This is a genomic window from Streptomyces sp. NPDC046915 (genome assembly GCF_040644935.1).
In the GTDB taxonomy this organism is placed as follows: domain Bacteria; phylum Actinomycetota; class Actinomycetes; order Streptomycetales; family Streptomycetaceae; genus Streptomyces.
This window is the reverse complement of the sequence record NZ_JBEYXB010000003.1, coordinates 412,123-428,038: the sequence shown is the minus strand read 5'-3', so window position 1 is coordinate 428,038 and position 15,916 is coordinate 412,123. Positions and strand designations below refer to the sequence as shown.

Below are 15,916 nucleotides of genomic sequence, written 5' to 3'. Positions count from 1 at the left end.
TCCATGGACCAGGAGGCCGCAGGCAGCGCGCAGGACGCCAGGAGCGTGCCCGTGTGCTACCGGCACCCGGACCGCGAGACCGGCGTCCGCTGCACCCGCTGCGAGCGCCCCATCTGCCCCGAATGCATGGTCAGCGCCTCCGTGGGCTTCCAGTGCCCGGAATGCGTCCGTGGTACCTCCCGCTCGAGCGGAGCCGAGAGTGGGGGAGGCGGCGGCAGCGGACGGTCCACGGCCGCCTCCCGGCCCCGGACGGTCGCCGGAGGTACGGTCACCGCCGACCCGCGGCTGATCACCAAGATCCTCATCGGGATCAACCTCGCCGTGTTCATCGCCATCCGGGCGGACTCCTCGCTCCTGGACCACCTGCTGCTCATCGGCGAGTGGCCCCCGAAGCCGTACACCCCCACGCTGGGCGTCGCACAGGGCGAGTGGTACCGCCTGGTGACCTCCATGTTCGCCCACCAGGCCTTCTGGCACATCGGCTTCAACATGCTGAGCCTGTGGTGGATCGGCGGCCCCCTGGAAGCCGCCCTCGGCCGCGCCCGCTACCTGACGCTCTACCTCGTCTCCGGCCTGGCCGGCGGCGCCCTGACCTACCTGCTGGCCGCCCCGTCCCAGGCCTCCCTCGGCGCCTCCGGAGCCGTCTACGGCCTCTTCGGCGCGACCGCCGTGCTGGTGCGCCGGCTCAACTACGACATGCGGCCGGTCATCGCCCTGCTGGTGATCAACCTCATCTTCACCTTCGGGTTCAGCGGCATCGCCTGGCAGGCCCACATCGGCGGCCTCGTGGCAGGCGTCGTGTGCGGTTACGCCATGGTCCACGCCCCACGCAGACACCGAGCCCTGATCCAGTACGGCACCTGCGCGCTGGTCCTGGCCGTGGTGGTGCTCCTGATGCTGGTCAGGACGGCTCAGCTCACCTGATACCGAACCGTTGTCCACAGTCTGTGCCCGATCTTGTGCACACTGTGCGGCAACAGCTGCGCCCCCTGCCGCTCAGGTGTGTTTTCCCAGGTCGGGCAGGGGGCGAGGGTTTCGCGTCAACCGGTATGTCTGTCACACCGGCGTCAACCTCCGGCGGGTTATCCACAGATCGTCTTTCTTTTCCCCAGCGTGTGGACAGTGCCTGTGGATAACTCAGCGGATAACCCTGGGCAGAGCTGCGTTCACCCGGAGGCAGCCGCTACTTCCACTGGGTGGAGACGCCGAATCCCGCGGCGATGAAGCCGAAGCCCACCACGATGTTCCAGTTGTCCAGCTTGTCGATCGGCAGCGAACCGTCGGTCACGTAGAAGACGACGATCCAGGCCAGGCCGATGAGGAACATCGCCAGCATGACGGGCGCGACCCAGGCGCGGTTGGTCAGTTTGATCGCCGTGGCCTGCTTCGACGGCGGCGGCGTGTAGTCGGCCTTCTTGCGGATACGTGACTTCGGCACGAGGGTCTCTCCTGTCGATGCGCTGCGTGGCCGCGCAGGTAACTGGGTCGGGGTCCGGGGCAGCGTACAAGGGGACAGTAAGGGCAGACTGAGCACTCCCCCGGGCGTCCGTTAGCGTAGTGCTTCCGCGGCGCCGAAGGAGATAAGGGTACGTTGAGCAATTCTGCCGACTCCCCCGGTACGGGATCAACGGGTTCCGGCCCTGTCCGCGGTCCCCGCCTCAAGCCGGTGCGGGTTCTGACCGCGGCGGTCTTCGCCCTCGCCGGTCTGATCTTCTTCACCAGCTTCAACACGGCCAAGGGCACCGACATCCGTACGGACTCCTCCTTGCTGAAGCTGTCCGACCTCGTCCAGGAACGCAGCCACAAGAACAAGGGGCTGGACGAGTCCAACGCGACGCTGCGGGACGACGTCGAGGCGCTGGCCGAGCGGGACGACGGCAGCACCAAGGCGCAGGACGAGAAGCTCTCCGGGCTGGAGAAGAACGCGGGGACGGAGAAGGTCAAGGGCAAGGCGATCTCGGTCACGCTGAACGACGCCCCGCCGAACGCCACGGCCAAACTGCCCGGCTATCCCGAGCCGCAGCCCGACTACCTGGTCATCCACCAGCAGGATCTCCAGGCCGTGGTGAACGCGCTGTGGCAGGGCGGGGCCAAGGGCATCAAGGTCATGGACCAGCGGCTGATCTCCACCAGTGCCGTGCGCTGCGTGGGCAACACGCTGATCCTCCAGGGCCGCGTCTACTCGCCGCCGTACAAGATCACGGCGGTCGGTGACCCGGCGAAGATGCAGCAGGCGCTGGCGGACTCGCAGGCGATCCAGACCTACATGGTGTACGTGAACGTCTACGGCCTCGGCTGGAAAGTCACCGAGGACGGGACGGTGACTCTGCCCGGCTACTCGGGCACAGTGGACCTGCACTACGCGAAGCCCGTGAAGTAGGTGCCCCCGCCAGGAGCCGCCGGTGCGCGTGATCGTCAGGACCGTCAGCGAGCTCTGCATCACCGTGGGCGCCTTGATCGTGCTGTTCGTGGTCTATGTGCTGTTCTGGACCGGCGTCAAGGCCGACCGCGAGATGAACGACCAGATCGACCAGCTGCACCAGCAGTGGGCGAAGGGGGCCGTGCATCCCACGGCCGCCGCGTCGCGGGGGGCGAGCGGGCCGGCCCCGAAGCCCGCCTCGTACACGTACGGCAGGCCTTTCGCGATCATGTACATCCCGCGGCTCGGTTTCACGTGGAACAAGCCCGTGCTCGAGGGCACCGGCACCGACGTGCTGAAGAAGGGACTCGCCCACTACGCGCGCACCGCGCGGCTGGGTCAGGAGGGCAACTTCGCCGTGGCGGGTCATCGGCGGACGTACGGCGACCCCTTCAAGGACTTTCCGCGGCTGCGGCCCGGTGACGCGGTCGTATTGACGGACGGAACGACCTGGTTCACGTATCGGATCGACAAAGGGCCCTACAAAACGGTTCCGAATGATGTTGAAGTGATCGACCCTGTGCCACGTAAGTCGGGGTACACGCGTCCGGGCCGGTATCTGACGCTGACGACGTGCGATCCCGAATGGGGCCACAGTCACCGGCTGATCGTCTGGGCGCATCTTGACTCCACACAGCCTGTGGAGGCAGGCGAACCGAAGGCTCTGCGCCGTTAGTCTGGTGACGTACGGCGGGAGTCTGGTGCCGTGGTGGAACGGAAGGGACGGCATGTACGGCTGGATCTGGCGGCATCTGCCGGGAAACACGTGGGTGAAGGCGCTGACCTCGCTCCTGCTGGCTCTGGCCGTGGTCTATGTCCTCTTCCAGTACGTGTTCCCCTGGGCCGAACCGCTGCTGCCCTTCAACGATGTGACGGTGGACAACCAGTGAGTGCGCGGATTCTCGTCGTCGACAACTACGACAGCTTCGTCTTCAACCTGGTCCAGTACCTCTACCAGCTGGGCGCCGAGTGCGAGGTGCTGCGCAACGACGAGGTGTCGACGGCGCACGCCCAGGACGGCTTCGACGGCGTGCTGCTGTCCCCGGGCCCCGGCACGCCGGAGGAGGCCGGGGTCTGCGTGGACATGGTCCGGCACTGCGCCTCGACCGGGGTGCCCGTCTTCGGCGTCTGCCTGGGGATGCAGTCGATGCAGGTGGCGTACGGCGGGGTGGTGGACCGCGCGCCCGAGCTGCTGCACGGCAAGACCTCGCTGGTGGAGCACGAGGGCAGGGGCGTCTTCGCCGGGCTGCCCTCCCCCTTCACGGCGACCCGTTACCACTCGCTGGCCGCGGAGCCGGCCACGGTCCCGGCGGAGCTTGAGGTCACGGCCCGGACGCACGACGGGATCATCATGGGACTGCGCCACCGCGAACTCCTGGTCGAGGGAGTGCAGTTCCACCCCGAGTCGGTGCTGACCGAGCACGGGCACCGGATGCTGGCCAACTGGCTGGTGGAGTGCGGCGACCAGGGTGCCGTGGCGAGGTCGGCGGGGCTCGCCCCGGTGGTGGGCAGGGCCACGGCGTGACCGCGCTGCGCCCCGAGCGCGAGGACTCGTACGGCGGCGCGTCGTACGAGTCCTACGGCATGCCGCCGCGCGAGGCTCCCATCGACGAGGAGACGGTGGCGCTGCGGCTACCCGAGCCACCGCCCAGGTTGGCTTCTGCGGCCTCTTCGGCCACGTCTGCCACTCGAGCCACACCGGGCGGCCGAGCGGCCCGCAGAAAGGCCGCCAAGCGGCGTGGCGGGCGTCATGGCGGTGCGCGGGAGGCCGCGCAGGAGCCGTCCGAGGAGTCGCGGGCCGGAGAGTCGAGGTCCGGGGCGCCGCTGTCCCGGGTCGAGGCCCGGCGGCAGGAACGGGCGCGCAAGCCGGGTCCGGGGGTCGTCGCGAGCCGGGCGATCGGCGAGGTGTTCATCACCACCGGTGTGCTGATGCTGCTGTTCGTCACCTACCAGCTGTGGTGGACGAACGTCCGGGCGCACGCCCAGGCCGGCCAGGAGGCGAACAGCCTCCAGCAGGACTGGGCGAGCGGCAAGCGCGCGCCGGGGACCTTCGAGCCGGGGCAGGGCTTCGCGATCCTGCACATTCCGGAGCTGGACGTGGTGGCGCCGATCGCGGAGGGCGTCAGCAACAAGAAGGTGCTCGACAAGGGCATGGTCGGCCACTACGGCGAGGGCGCGCTGAAGACGGCGATGCCGGACGCGAAGACCGGCAACTTCGGCCTGGCCGCGCATCGCAACACGCACGGGGAGCCCTTCCGGTACATCAACCGGCTCAAGAAGGGCGACGCGGTCGTCGTCGAGACGCAGGACACGTACTACGTCTACAAGATGACGTCGATGCTGCCGGTGACGGCGCCCTCCAACACGAGCGTGCTGGACCCCGTCCCGAAGGGTTCGGGCTTCACCACGCCGGGCCGCTACATCACCCTCACCACGTGCACGCCGGAGTTCACGAGCAAGTACCGGCTGATCGTCTGGGGCAAGATGGTCGAGGAACGGCCGCGCAGCAAGGGCAAGCCGGATGCGCTCGTCGAGTAAGGGCAGATGAACAGTGGCAGCGACCGCCGACGACACCGAAGAGCACACGGGGGCGCCCGCGGCGGCGCCCGCAGCACGGCGCCGGGGCACCGGACCGATCGCCACGGCCGTCAGCTTTTTCGGTGAACTCCTCATCACGGCGGGCCTCGTGCTCGGCCTCTTCGTCGTCTACTCCCTGTGGTGGACGAACGTCGTCGCCGACCGTACGGCGCACAAGGAGGCCGACAAGGTCCGGGACAGCTGGGCCCACGGCTCGGCGGGCGGTCCGGGGGCGCTGGACACCAAGGACGGCATCGGCTTCCTGCACGTTCCCTCGATGAAGAACGGCGAGGTCCTGGTCGAGAAGGGCACGTCGACGGAGGTCCTGAACGACGGCGTCGCCGGCTACTACACGGACCCCGTCAAGGCCACGCTGCCGATCTCCGGCAAGAAGGGCAACTTCACCCTCGCGGCCCATCGTGACGGCCACGGCGCCAAGTTCCACAACATCGACAAGGTGGAGCAGGGCGACCCGATCGTCTTCGAGACGAAGGACAAGTGGTACGTCTACAAGGCCTTCGCCATTCTCCCTGAGACCTCGAAGTACAACGTCAAGGTCCTGACCTCCGTCCCGAAGGAGTCGGGCGTCAAGAAGCCCGGCCACTACATCACCCTGACGACCTGCACCCCGGTGTACACGTCCCGGTACCGGTATGTGGTGTGGGGGGAGCTGGTGCGTGTCGACAAGGTCGATGCCAAGCGGACGCCACCGAAGGAACTGCGCGACTGACAGAGGTTCTTTGAGTAACTCTGCCAGCTAGCATGACGAGGGCCCGAAGCCGCAACTATCTCTTGCGGCTTCGGGCCCTCTGCTATGGCTCAGCGCAACGCCTTCAGAGGCGCTCCCGCGCTCCACGCCTCCACCTCGTCACGGTTCACGGTGATGACTCCGGTGAGGTCGGCGATGGCTTGGGCTTCGCTGCTGAAGTTCGAAGTGGCAACGAACAGGGCGACGTCGACGCGGTCGATGGCTCGTGCGGCACCGGCGAACTTCTGCATGTCCGCGCTGGGGACGGTCCAGCGGCCGGCCCGGTTCTTGCACTGGACGGCCACGGTACGTCCGTCGGCCGTGCGGCCGGTGATGTCGATACCTCGGTCGCTGCGGGCTTGTCGTACGACGACGTCCGTGCAGCCGTCGCGCCGGAGCAGATCGGCGACGTGGTGTTCGAATGCCTGCCAGGTCATGGCGCTGATGGCAGCCCTGACCTGATCCCTCGGCGCGTCTCCTTCCAGGCTGGTGAGCCGTCGGTGGTGCCAGCACAGCCTTTGCTCGACGCTTTGGATGTCGTCGCGGAGGGCGATGAGCTCGCGGCGGTGTTCGCCGGAGGTGGCGATCAGGGCGTTGAACATGGGGACGACGGTCTTGCCGAGGATGTGGGTGATGCGTCGGTCGATGTGGTCGTCGAGCGAGGGGGCTGTCCTGTGGACAGGGTTATCCACAGGCTGTGTCCTGGCCAGATACTCCATGTCCAGGAGGTACACACGCGCCTGACGTGCGACTTCGCTGTCGCGGAGGAGCATGGCGACGTTGAGGACGGCTCGGCGGGAGAACAGGGCCAGTGCCTTGGAGCGTGACTGGATCCCACTGGCCCCCTTAAAGAGGGCCAGTCGTTTCCCTGTCAGGACCTGGTAGCCGCTGGCTTCAAGCTCCTGTCGGTGATCTTCCACCACCGACTCCAGCGTCTTCACGGTGATCTCGAAGTACGCCGCCACCATCGCCGTCGTCACATGCATCCCGTCCGGCAGCAGTGACAGCACCTTCACGCGGTCCAGCACGTCCGTGCGCTCCAGCACGCTGTCGCGCAGGGACTTCGATTCCAGCAGCGCCGATTCGTTGATCATGTTCTGCCCCTCTGCTCACTCGGTGGCCGTTAGGCCGGGGCAGAGACTCCGATTCCCCTTACCCCACCCGATCAACGAGTCCTGACATATGAAGACACGATCGGCAGGGGCACTGCCGTGCGAGCGTCAAGGGAGAGTCGCGGCTCACCAGCGTCTGAGGAAGGCGAGTCCGGGTCGATGCTGTCGCCGATGAGCTGTACGGGTTGCCCCCGATCGAGTTCACCGTCGCCGGCAACGGGCCGTGCCCAGGCCGCCATGGCAGGGAGCGGAAGGCCAAGCAGCATGCTGATGCTGTACGGGACTGGATTCAACTGAGCGCCTTGCAGGCGCTCAGTTCTGTGCTTGTCAGCACGTGGTAGTCCGTTGGCCTCCACTCAGTCCGGTGGTCGACCACAAGGGATCGGATCGCCTTGACACGGACCTGAAAATACGCGGCAACCATCGCCGCTGCCACATGCATCGGAGCCCGGCAGGAACAAGCCGGACCATTACATCAGTGTGGTGATTGCGACGCCCTGACCTCCGTTGCGGCCAGGGACGACGATGGTTGGCGTGCGGCTTAGCTGCGCAGAGGAGTATGGCGATGTTGCGGATGGTCCGGCGGGAGTTGCGACTCCGGCGTGCCTATGGATCACTTGCCAGTGAGAGTGACATGTTGTCACTCTCCAATTTTCGAAGGTCAGCACCCCGCAGTACGGCCAAACCGTTGGCTTCCAGCTCTTCGCGGTGGTGCTTGGCCATCTGACGGACGGATTCGACGGTGACCCCCGAAGTACGGCGCCACCATTCGCCGTCGTCACATGCATCCTGTCCGGGAGCAGGGACAGCACCTTCGTGCGGTTCAGCATGTCCGTGCGATCCGGGTGTGGGCAAGGTGGAAAGCAAGCGGAGGCGCTGGCCCCACTGAAGGGCCAGCGCCTCCGGAAGGCCAGTCAGGGGCCTCCGCCCACCCAGTCGATGCAACTGTGCAGCACGGTCGACCCTTCCATGGTGGCCACCTGAACGCCCTTATAGTTCAAGTACCCGCGGGACGTATCGGCATAGGTGCTCACGTTTATGGTCTTTCCGGCGCCCTTGTAATTGTGGTGCCAGGGCCAGTACTGAATCGGCTTACCAACCTCATCGGAAACAAAGCGGATGGCCACGTGGTGATTGTCCGTATCGATATCCGAGACGTTCATCTCGATATCGACGTGCACCGCAGAAGGGTTGTTGAAGGTTGCCGAACCACTGGCCCCCGTGGTGGTGCACCCCGCGTATTGTGGAGGATTGTCTGCGTGGGCGCTGCTCATCGGTGCCGCGACGAGCAGGGCTGCGGCCGCAGTACTGACCAGTGAAATCCGTTGATGTGATCGCTTCACGAGAGAAACGTTATCGGTTCGGTTGGGTGATAAAAGACTATTTTCGAGCCGACATGGAATGCCTGTTATGCAGGCTTGTCCCGCGAATTTCGAATCATTTTCGCTAATTTGTCCGAAATTGAGGGTGGCTCGAAAAATTCGCTTGCGGTACGAAGCGAAAAAGTCACCAGTGTCTGCATCCGCAATCAGCCGCGACATACGCCGTAACCGCACGGTGCTGGCCGACGGCTGCCTCGTGAAGGGGGACCTGCGGACCGGCGGGCCATGAGCCGACCATACCGGCCGTCCTACAAGTGTCAGTCCCGTGCCATGGGATCAGAGCGCGGAGCGGACGTGAGACGCTCGGCTGGGAAATCCAGCCGAGCGTCTCGCTGCCTTAAGTTGGCGATGCGTCAGCCAGTGGTGCCACCGAAGATGTTGGTGCCGCCGTTGTTATTGCCGCCGTTGTTATTGCCGCCCTGCCCGACCGTGACCACGTTGACCGCGGTGCCCTGGTCAACCGGGTTGCCCGCGCCGGGGTCGGAATTGAAGACGATGGCGTTGTCGTCTTGGGACCCGGTGACGTTGCCGAGCTGGAGGCCGGCCTGCTGGAGCAGGGTCTTGGCGTTCTTCAGGGTCTGGCCCTGGAGGTTCGGAACCTGCGTCTGCTGGTTCTGCTTCGCCTTGCCGATCTGGATCTGCACCGTCGAGTTCTTGCTGACCTGAGTGTTGGCCTGCGGGTCGGTCGCGATGACCTTGCCGACCTTGGAGTTGTCGTCGGTCTCGACGTCGGTGCAGTTGCCGACCAGGTTGTTGGCCGTCATCTGGGCCTTGGCCTCGTCACAGGACTTGCCGGTGACGTCGGGGACGGTCGCCTTGGCTTCGGCCTTGGCGACCGTGATGGTGATGGTCGAGCCCTTCTGGACCTGCTTGCCGCCGATGGGGTCCTGGTCGAGTACGGAGCCCGGGTCCTCGGTGGAGACGCGGGTCTCGGTCTTGACCACGAACTTGTAGTCGTCGCTCTGGAGCTTCGACGTGGCCTCGTCCTGGCTGAGTCCGATCACGCTGGGCACGGTGACCTTCGGAGTGCCCGTCGACACGGTCAGGGCGACTGTGTCGTTCTTCTTCACGTCCGTGCCTGCGGTGGGGTTCTGGGAGCAGACCGTTTTCGCCGGTTTGCCGCAGGCCTTCCTGGTGACCGTGACCTTGAGGTCGACGTTCGTGGCCATGTTCTTCGCGTCGGCCTCTGTGTGGTCGACGAAGTTCGGAGCCTTGAGGGTCTCGTCTCCCGAGTTGTTCCCGGGGAACGCCCACTTCCCGATCAGGATCGCGCCGACCAGCACCAGGATGCCCGCCACGACGAGCAGGATCGTGGAGGTGTTGTTCTTCTTCGGCTGGCGGCGCCGGTCGGGGCGGTCGTCGTAGCCGTAGCCGCCGTCGTCCGGGTTCATCGGCGGGAGCATCGTCGTGGCGCCGGCGCCCGCGTCGGAGCGGAGGGCCGTCGTCGGCTGGTCGTCCGGGTAGCCGCCGTAGCCGACGGCGCCCAGTGCCGCCGTGGCCGCGACGGGCTGGCCGTCGAGGCAGGCCTCGATGTCGGCGCGCATCTCGTCGGCGGACTGGTAGCGGTAGTCGGGGTCCTTGACCAGCGCCTTCAGGACGATGGCGTCCATCTCGGGCGTGATCTCGGGGTCGAAGACGCTCGGCGCCTGCGGTTCCTCGCGTACGTGCTGGTAGGCGACGGCCACCGGGGAGTCGCCCACGAACGGGGGACGTACCGTCAACAGCTCGTAGAGGAGACAGCCGGTCGAATAGAGGTCCGAGCGGGCGTCGACCTGCTCGCCCTTGGCCTGCTCGGGCGAGAGGTACTGCGCGGTGCCGATGACCGCCGCGGTCTGCGTCATGGTCATGCCGGAATCGCCCATCGCGCGGGCGATACCGAAGTCCATGACCTTGACCTGGCCGTTGCGGGTCAGCATGACGTTCGCCGGCTTGATGTCGCGGTGGACGATGCCACTGCGGTGGGCGTACTCCAGGCCCTGGAGGATGCCGATGGTCATCTCCATCGACCGCTCCGGCAGCAGCTTGCGGCCGCTGTGAAGAAGCTCACGGAGCGTGGAGCCGTCGACGTACTCCATCACGATGTACGGGATCGAGACCCCGTCGATGTAGTCCTCACCCGTGTCGTAGACCGCGACGATCGCGGGATGGTTGAGCGAGGCGGCCGACTGGGCCTCCCGGCGGAACCGGGCCTGGAAGGACGGGTCGCGCGCGAGGTCGGCGCGAAGCGTCTTCACCGCCACGGTGCGGCCGAGGCGCGTGTCATGCGCGAGGTAGACCTCGGCCATGCCACCACGGCCGAGCACCTGGCCCAGCTCGTACCGGCCGCCGAGGCGACGCGGCTCTTCCATAGTTCCCTACCAGCCCTCTCCGTCGGTCCCGGCCGGCACGTGGGTGTGCGGCCGGAGGCTGCCGTCCGGGCCTACCGTACCCGGCTCGCTCTGTGTGACCTGGCCAAGCCCGTCACCCGATACAGGACCGGTATCGCAACGTGCACCGATGCGTGGGGGACGTGAGCGGAGTCACTTCTTGGAGTTGATGACCGCCTCCATCACTTTCTTCGCGATCGGGGCCGCGAGGCCGCCACCGGAGATGTCGTCGCGGCTCGCCTGGTCGTCCTCGATGACCACGGCCACGGCGACCGGCGAGCTGCCGTCGGGGAGCTTGGCGTAGGAGATGAACCAGGCGTACGGGTTCTTGCTGTTCGCGACGCCGTGCTGGGCGGTACCGGTCTTGCCGCCCACGGTCACGTTGGGGATCTGGGCGTGCTGGCCCGTACCTTCCTTGACGACCGTCTGCATCATGTCCTGGAGGATCTGGGCGTTCTTCGGCGTCAGCGGCTGGCTGAGCTCCTCGGGCTGGGTCTTGGCGACCGGGTCGAGGCTGGGGGACTGGAGCGAGTCGACCATGTACGGCTTCATCAGCTTGCCGTCGTTGGCGACGGCGGAGGCGACCATCGCCATCTGGAGCGGGGTCGCGGCGGTGTTGAACTGGCCGATCGAGGACAGCGCGGTCTGCGAGGTGTTCATCTTGTCGGAGAACACCGATGCGTTGGAACGGACCGGGGTGAACTGCTCGGAGTCGAAGCCGAACTTCTTGGCCTCCTCCAGCATCTTGTCGTTGCCGAGGTCCGCGCCGATCTTGCCGAAGACGGAGTTGCAGGAGACCTTGAGCGCGACCCGCATGGTCGCGTTCTTGCAGGGGATGTTGCCCTCGTTCTTCAGCGGGGTGGTGGTGCCCGGCATGATCCACGGCAGCGGCGACTTGGTGTTCTCGTCGGCCGAGGAGTACAGCCCGTTCTCCAGCGCGGCCGCCGCGGTGACCACCTTGAAGGTGGAACCCGGCGGGTAGGTCTCGCGCAGCGCCCGGTTCAGCGTCGGGTCGCTGGGGTTGTTGTCCTTCTTCAGCGCGTTCCAGGCCTTGGAGTCCGTGGTGAGGCTGTTGCCGGCGAAGGACGAGGGGTCGTACGACGGGTACGAGGCCAGCGCCAGGATCTTGCCGGTGGACGGGTCGAGCGCGGCGACCGCGCCCTTGCCGCCCTGCGACTTCAGGCCGTTGTACGCGGCCTTCTGCGCGGCCGCGTTGAGCGTGGTGACGACGTTTCCGCCCTGCTGCTGCTTCCCCGTGATCATGTCGAGGGTCTTGCGGAAGAAGAGCCGGTCGTCGTCGCCGGTGAGTATGCCGTCGTCGATGGACTCCAGCTGGGTGGCGCCGAAGGCCTGGGAGGCGTACCCGGTGACCGGCGACCACATGGCGCCGTCCTTGTAGGTGCGCTTGTACTTCAGGTCGCCGCTGCTCGTCTTGACGGACCCGGTGATGGGGTTGCCGTCGACGATGATGTCGCCGCGCGGGGTGGCGTAGCGGGCGATGGTGACGCGGCGGTTGTTGGTGTCCTCCTTGAGGCTGTCCGACTTGACGTACTGGAGCCAGTTGTCACGCAGGAGCAGTGTGAGGACGAGGAGACCGCAGAAGATCGCGATCCGGCGCAGGGGCTTGTTCACGGGCGGACCACCTGGGTCATCTCGGCGTCGGGGCTGGCGGCGGGGGCGGGCGCCGGACGTCTGGCGGTGTCGCTGATGCGGATCAGGATGCCGATCAGGGCCCAGTTGGCCAGCACGGAGGAGCCGCCGTACGCGAGGAACGGCATCGTCATACCGGTCAGCGGGATGAGGCCCATCACACCGCCGGCCACGACGAACACCTGGAGCGCGAAGGCGCCGGACAGGCCGACGGCGAGCAGCTTGCCGAACGGGTCGCGGGCGGCGAGGGCGGTGCGCACGCCGCGCTCCACGATCAGGCCGTAGAGCAGCAGGATCGCCATGATGCCGGCCAGGCCGAGTTCCTCGCCGAAGGTGGCGAGGATGAAGTCGGAGTTGGCGGCGAACTTGATCAGGTCGGAGTGTCCCTGGCCGAGGCCGGTGCCGAGGGTGCCGCCGGAGCCGAAGGCCCACAGGGCCTGCTGCAACTGGTCGGAGTGGAGGATGCCGTCGTGGGTCACCATGCGGCTGAGCTTGTACTCGTGCATCGGGTTGAGCCAGGCCTGGACACGGGTCTGGATGTGCGGCTCGAAGCTGGCCACGCCGACGGCGCCGACCGCGGACATCAGCAGACCGAAGACGATCCAGCTGGTCCGCTCGGTGGCGACGTACAGCATGACCACGAACATGCCGAAGAACAGCAGCGAGGTGCCGAGGTCGGTCTCGAAGACCAGGATGAGGATCGAGATCACCCAGACGACCAGGATGGGGCCCAGGTCGCGGCCGCGCGGCAGGTACAGGCCCATGAAGCGGCGGCTGGCCAGTGCCAGTGCGTCGCGCTTCACCATCAGGTAGCCGGCGAAGAAGATGGCGAGGGCGATCTTCGCGAACTCGCCGGGCTGGAGGGAGCCGAGGCCGGGAACCCTGATCCAGATCTTGGCGCCGTAGATGTTGGCTCCGAGGCCGGGCACCAGCGGCAGGATGAGCAGGATCAGTGCGCCGAACATGGAGATGTAGGTGTAGCGCTGGAGGACGCGGTGGTCCTTGAGGAAGATCAGCACGACGACGAACATCGCGATGCCCAGCGCGGTGTAGAGCAGCTGCCGGGGCGCGGCGGCGGTGAAGTGGGGCAGCGACTGGAGCAGCTTCGACTGGTCGAGACGCCAGATGATGACGAGCCCGAGGCCGTTGAGGAGCGTGGCGATGGGCAGCAGCAGCGGGTCCGCGTAGGCGGCGAACTTTCTTACGGCGAGATGGCCGACGCCGGCCAGCAGGCCGAGGCCGAGGCCGTAGCTCAGCAGGCCCGCGGGTACCTGGTCGTTGATGGCCAGGCCCACGTTGGCGTAGGCGAACACCGGAATGGCGACGGCGAACACCAGGAGCGCCAGCTCGGTGTTGCGTCTGCTCGGTGCGCCGATGGCGCCGATGGTGGACGTGTGGTGCGTCGACGGGTTGGTAGTGCTCATCGTGTGACGGGGCCTCTCACGGCTTGCCTACTGCTTACCGCACAGCGAGACGACCTTCTGCTCATCCTCCGAGAGGGTGGGGCCGGGGCTGGGGGTCGCGGACGGGGACGGAGACTTCGAATTCGAAGGGGACGGCGTCTTGCTGCCCGACGGGTTCGGTGTCGGCGAGGCCTTGGACGTGAAGGAGGTGTTCGTGGTTCCCGTGGTGCCCGAGGTCTTGCCCTGGCCGGTCTTGCTGTTGTTCTTGTCGGCGGCCGTCTGGCGCTCGGCTTCCTTCTTGCATGCGGAGGCCTGTACGGAGAGTTCGTCGATCTTCGACTGGGCGTCCTGGAGGCCGCCTTCCGCGATCGTGTTCTTGACCTGCTTCTGCTGGTAGGGCGGCAGGTACTTGAGTTCGATCTCGGGGTGGTCCTTCTCGACCTTCGACAGTGACACCCAGGCGAGGTCCTGGCTGATGCCCTGGTACAGGGCCACGTGCTCGTCCTTGGTACCGACGTAGTACTGGGTCTGGGTCCAGCGGTAGCCGCCGTAGAGGCCGCCGCCGATGACGGCGAGGGCGAGGGTGCCGTAGAGGGAGCGCTTGAGCCACCTGCGGCCTCTGCGGGGCTTGACGAAGTCCTCGTCGCTGTAGTCGCCGAAGCTGCCGCCGGGGACGTAGCCGGTGGTGTCGCCGCTGCCGGGCGGGCCGAACTCGCCGCCGCCCTGGCCGTGGCCCTGGCGGCCGAGGCCGGAGGCGCGGCCGGCCGGGGTCTGCATGATGTTGTTGTCGTGCAGGTGGTTCTGGTTCTCGGCGACGGCGCCGACCACCACGGGGGTGTCGGACAGCTGTCCGGCGAGGGTGTCGCCGGTGTCCAGGTCGAGGACGTCGGCGATGATCACGGTGATGTTGTCGGGGCCGCCGCCGCGCAGCGCGAGCTGGATGAGCTCCTGCACGGTCTCCTGCGGGCCCTGGTAGCTGGCGAGGGTCTCCTCCATCGTCTGGTGGGAGACGACGCCGGAGAGGCCGTCGGAGCAGATCAGGTAGCGGTCGCCGGCCCGCACCTCGCGGATCGACAGGTCGGGCTCCACGTGGTCGCCGCTGCCGAGGGCCCGCATGAGCAGGGACCGCTGCGGGTGGGTGGTCGCCTCTTCCTCGGTGATCCGGCCCTCGTCGACGAGCCGCTGGACCCAGGTGTGGTCCTGGGTGATCTGGGTGAGGACGCCGTCGCGCAGCAGGTAGGCGCGGGAGTCGCCGACGTGGACGAGGCCGAGGCGCTGTCCGGTCCACAGCAGGGCGGTGAGGGTGGTGCCCATGCCCTCGAGCTGGGGGTCCTCCTCGACCATGGAGCGCAGCTGGTCGTTGGCGCGCTGCACGGCCTGGCCGAGGGAGGTGAGGATGTCGGAGCCGGGCACGTCGTCGTCGAGCGTGACCAGGGTGGAGATGACCTCCGAGGAGGCGACCTCGCCGGCCGCCTGGCCGCCCATGCCGTCGGCGATGGCGAGCAGGCGCGGACCGGCGTAACCGGAGTCCTCGTTGCCCTCCCGGATCATGCCCTTGTGCGATCCGGCGGCGAAGCGCAGTGACAGACTCATGCGCACCTCGCCCGTCGGCTCCGGGTACAGCCGGTCGTGTCGAGCCACACTGCCCACCCTCCGGTCGGGAGCGCGCCGGAGACCGGGGTGCGGTCCGCCGGTGCGTGCTCGCTCCGCTCGCGCTCAGTCATGATGTAGCACTACTTCCGCAGCTCGATGACGGTCTTGCCGATGCGGATCGGCGCGCCCGGCGCGATCGGTGTGGGAGTCGTCAGCCGGGACCGGTCCAGGTACGTGCCGTTGGTGGAGCCGAGGTCCTCGACGATCCACTGGCCGTCGCGGTCCGGGTAGATCCTGGCATGACGGCTGGAGGCGTAGTCGTCGTCCAGCACGATCGTGGAGTCGTGGGCGCGGCCCAGGGTGATGGTCTGGCCCTGGAGCGCGACGGTGGTGCCGGTCAGTGTGCCTTCGGTCACGACCAGCTTGGTGGGGGCGTTGCGGCGCTGTCGGCCGCCGCCCTGCTGCTGGCCGCGCTGCTGCGGGGGCGCGGCCTGCTGCCGGGCCTGGGCCTGCTGCGGGCGCGCGGCTTCCCTGCGCGCTCCGCGCTGGGTGACGCGCGTACCGAACAGGTCGCTGCGGATGACCTGCACGGCCACGATCACGAACAGCCACAGTACGGCCAGGAAACCCAGCCGCATGACCGTGAGGGTCAGCTCTGACATTGCC

15 protein-coding genes are annotated in these 15,916 nt (G+C 67.1%); 7 read left to right on the top strand and 8 right to left on the bottom strand.

The genetic code is table 11. The features are described from left to right. Positions 1-3 precede the first annotated feature (3 nt). Positions 4-924, top strand: coding sequence for a rhomboid family intramembrane serine protease (locus tag ABZ915_RS10125; protein ID WP_361798815.1), 921 nt, complete (start codon positions 4-6; stop codon positions 922-924). Positions 925-1,183: 259 nt separating this feature from the next. Here ABZ915_RS10125 and crgA read toward each other — a convergent pair whose 3' ends face one another. Further along, on the bottom strand, positions 1,184-1,438 hold the full coding sequence (gene crgA, locus ABZ915_RS10120; protein WP_132855222.1) for a cell division protein CrgA: 255 nt from the start codon (positions 1,436-1,438) through the stop codon (positions 1,184-1,186). Positions 1,439-1,591: 153 nt separating this feature from the next. Between crgA and ABZ915_RS10115 the strand changes: the two genes are divergently transcribed. The 6 genes from ABZ915_RS10115 to ABZ915_RS10090 are packed head-to-tail and all read left to right on the top strand — an operon-like array spanning position 1,592 to position 5,726. After that, positions 1,592-2,380, top strand: coding sequence for a DUF881 domain-containing protein (locus tag ABZ915_RS10115; RefSeq protein WP_361798812.1), 789 nt, complete (start codon positions 1,592-1,594; stop codon positions 2,378-2,380). Positions 2,381-2,402: 22 nt separating this feature from the next. Further along, a complete protein-coding gene (locus ABZ915_RS10110) occupies positions 2,403-3,095 on the top strand; it encodes a class E sortase (RefSeq protein ID WP_361798809.1) in 693 nt (230 codons plus the stop codon). A gap of 52 nt (positions 3,096-3,147) precedes the next feature. Continuing rightward, the gene (locus ABZ915_RS10105) at positions 3,148-3,309 is read left to right on the top strand and encodes a hypothetical protein (protein ID WP_361798807.1); all 162 of its coding nucleotides are present in this window, start codon (positions 3,148-3,150) and stop codon (positions 3,307-3,309) included. Next, positions 3,306-3,944 (top strand): aminodeoxychorismate/anthranilate synthase component II, encoded by a 639-nt coding sequence (locus tag ABZ915_RS10100; RefSeq protein ID WP_361798805.1) that lies wholly within the window; start codon positions 3,306-3,308, stop codon positions 3,942-3,944. Before ABZ915_RS10105 ends, ABZ915_RS10100 begins: the two co-directional genes overlap by 4 nt. Continuing rightward, the gene (locus tag ABZ915_RS10095; protein WP_361798803.1) at positions 3,941-4,957 is read left to right on the top strand and encodes a class E sortase; all 1,017 of its coding nucleotides are present in this window, start codon (positions 3,941-3,943) and stop codon (positions 4,955-4,957) included. The genes ABZ915_RS10100 and ABZ915_RS10095 overlap by 4 nt, the downstream gene beginning before the upstream one ends. Positions 4,958-4,970: 13 nt before the next feature. Continuing rightward, a complete protein-coding gene (locus tag ABZ915_RS10090) occupies positions 4,971-5,726 on the top strand; it encodes a class E sortase (protein WP_361798800.1) in 756 nt (251 codons plus the stop codon). Positions 5,727-5,815: 89 nt separating this feature from the next. On the opposite strand, the gene ABZ915_RS10085 is transcribed toward ABZ915_RS10090, so the two are convergent. From ABZ915_RS10085 to ABZ915_RS10055, 7 genes are all read right to left on the bottom strand, one after another. Then, complete coding sequence (locus ABZ915_RS10085) at positions 5,816-6,838, bottom strand: restriction endonuclease (protein ID WP_361798797.1); 1,023 nt, start codon at positions 6,836-6,838, stop codon at positions 5,816-5,818. Between the two features lie 932 nt (positions 6,839-7,770). Continuing rightward, entirely contained in the window at positions 7,771-8,397 is a 627-nt protein-coding gene (locus ABZ915_RS10080; protein ID WP_361798794.1) for a hypothetical protein, read from the bottom strand. A gap of 194 nt (positions 8,398-8,591) precedes the next feature. Beyond that, the gene (pknB, locus tag ABZ915_RS10075; protein WP_361798791.1) at positions 8,592-10,586 is read right to left on the bottom strand and encodes a Stk1 family PASTA domain-containing Ser/Thr kinase; all 1,995 of its coding nucleotides are present in this window, start codon (positions 10,584-10,586) and stop codon (positions 8,592-8,594) included. A 171-nt stretch (positions 10,587-10,757) separates the two neighbouring features. Beyond that, on the bottom strand, positions 10,758-12,236 hold the full coding sequence (locus ABZ915_RS10070; RefSeq protein ID WP_361798788.1) for a penicillin-binding protein 2: 1,479 nt from the start codon (positions 12,234-12,236) through the stop codon (positions 10,758-10,760). Beyond that, positions 12,233-13,678, bottom strand: a complete 1,446-nt coding sequence (locus ABZ915_RS10065) for an FtsW/RodA/SpoVE family cell cycle protein (RefSeq protein WP_361798785.1) — start codon at positions 13,676-13,678, stop codon at positions 12,233-12,235. Before ABZ915_RS10065 ends, ABZ915_RS10070 begins: the two co-directional genes overlap by 4 nt. Before the next feature lie 27 nt (positions 13,679-13,705). Beyond that, a complete protein-coding gene (locus tag ABZ915_RS10060; protein WP_361799486.1) occupies positions 13,706-15,250 on the bottom strand; it encodes a Stp1/IreP family PP2C-type Ser/Thr phosphatase in 1,545 nt (514 codons plus the stop codon). A 140-nt stretch (positions 15,251-15,390) separates the two neighbouring features. Further along, entirely contained in the window at positions 15,391-15,912 is a 522-nt protein-coding gene (locus ABZ915_RS10055) for an FHA domain-containing protein (protein WP_361798782.1), read from the bottom strand. Positions 15,913-15,916 lie beyond the last annotated feature (4 nt).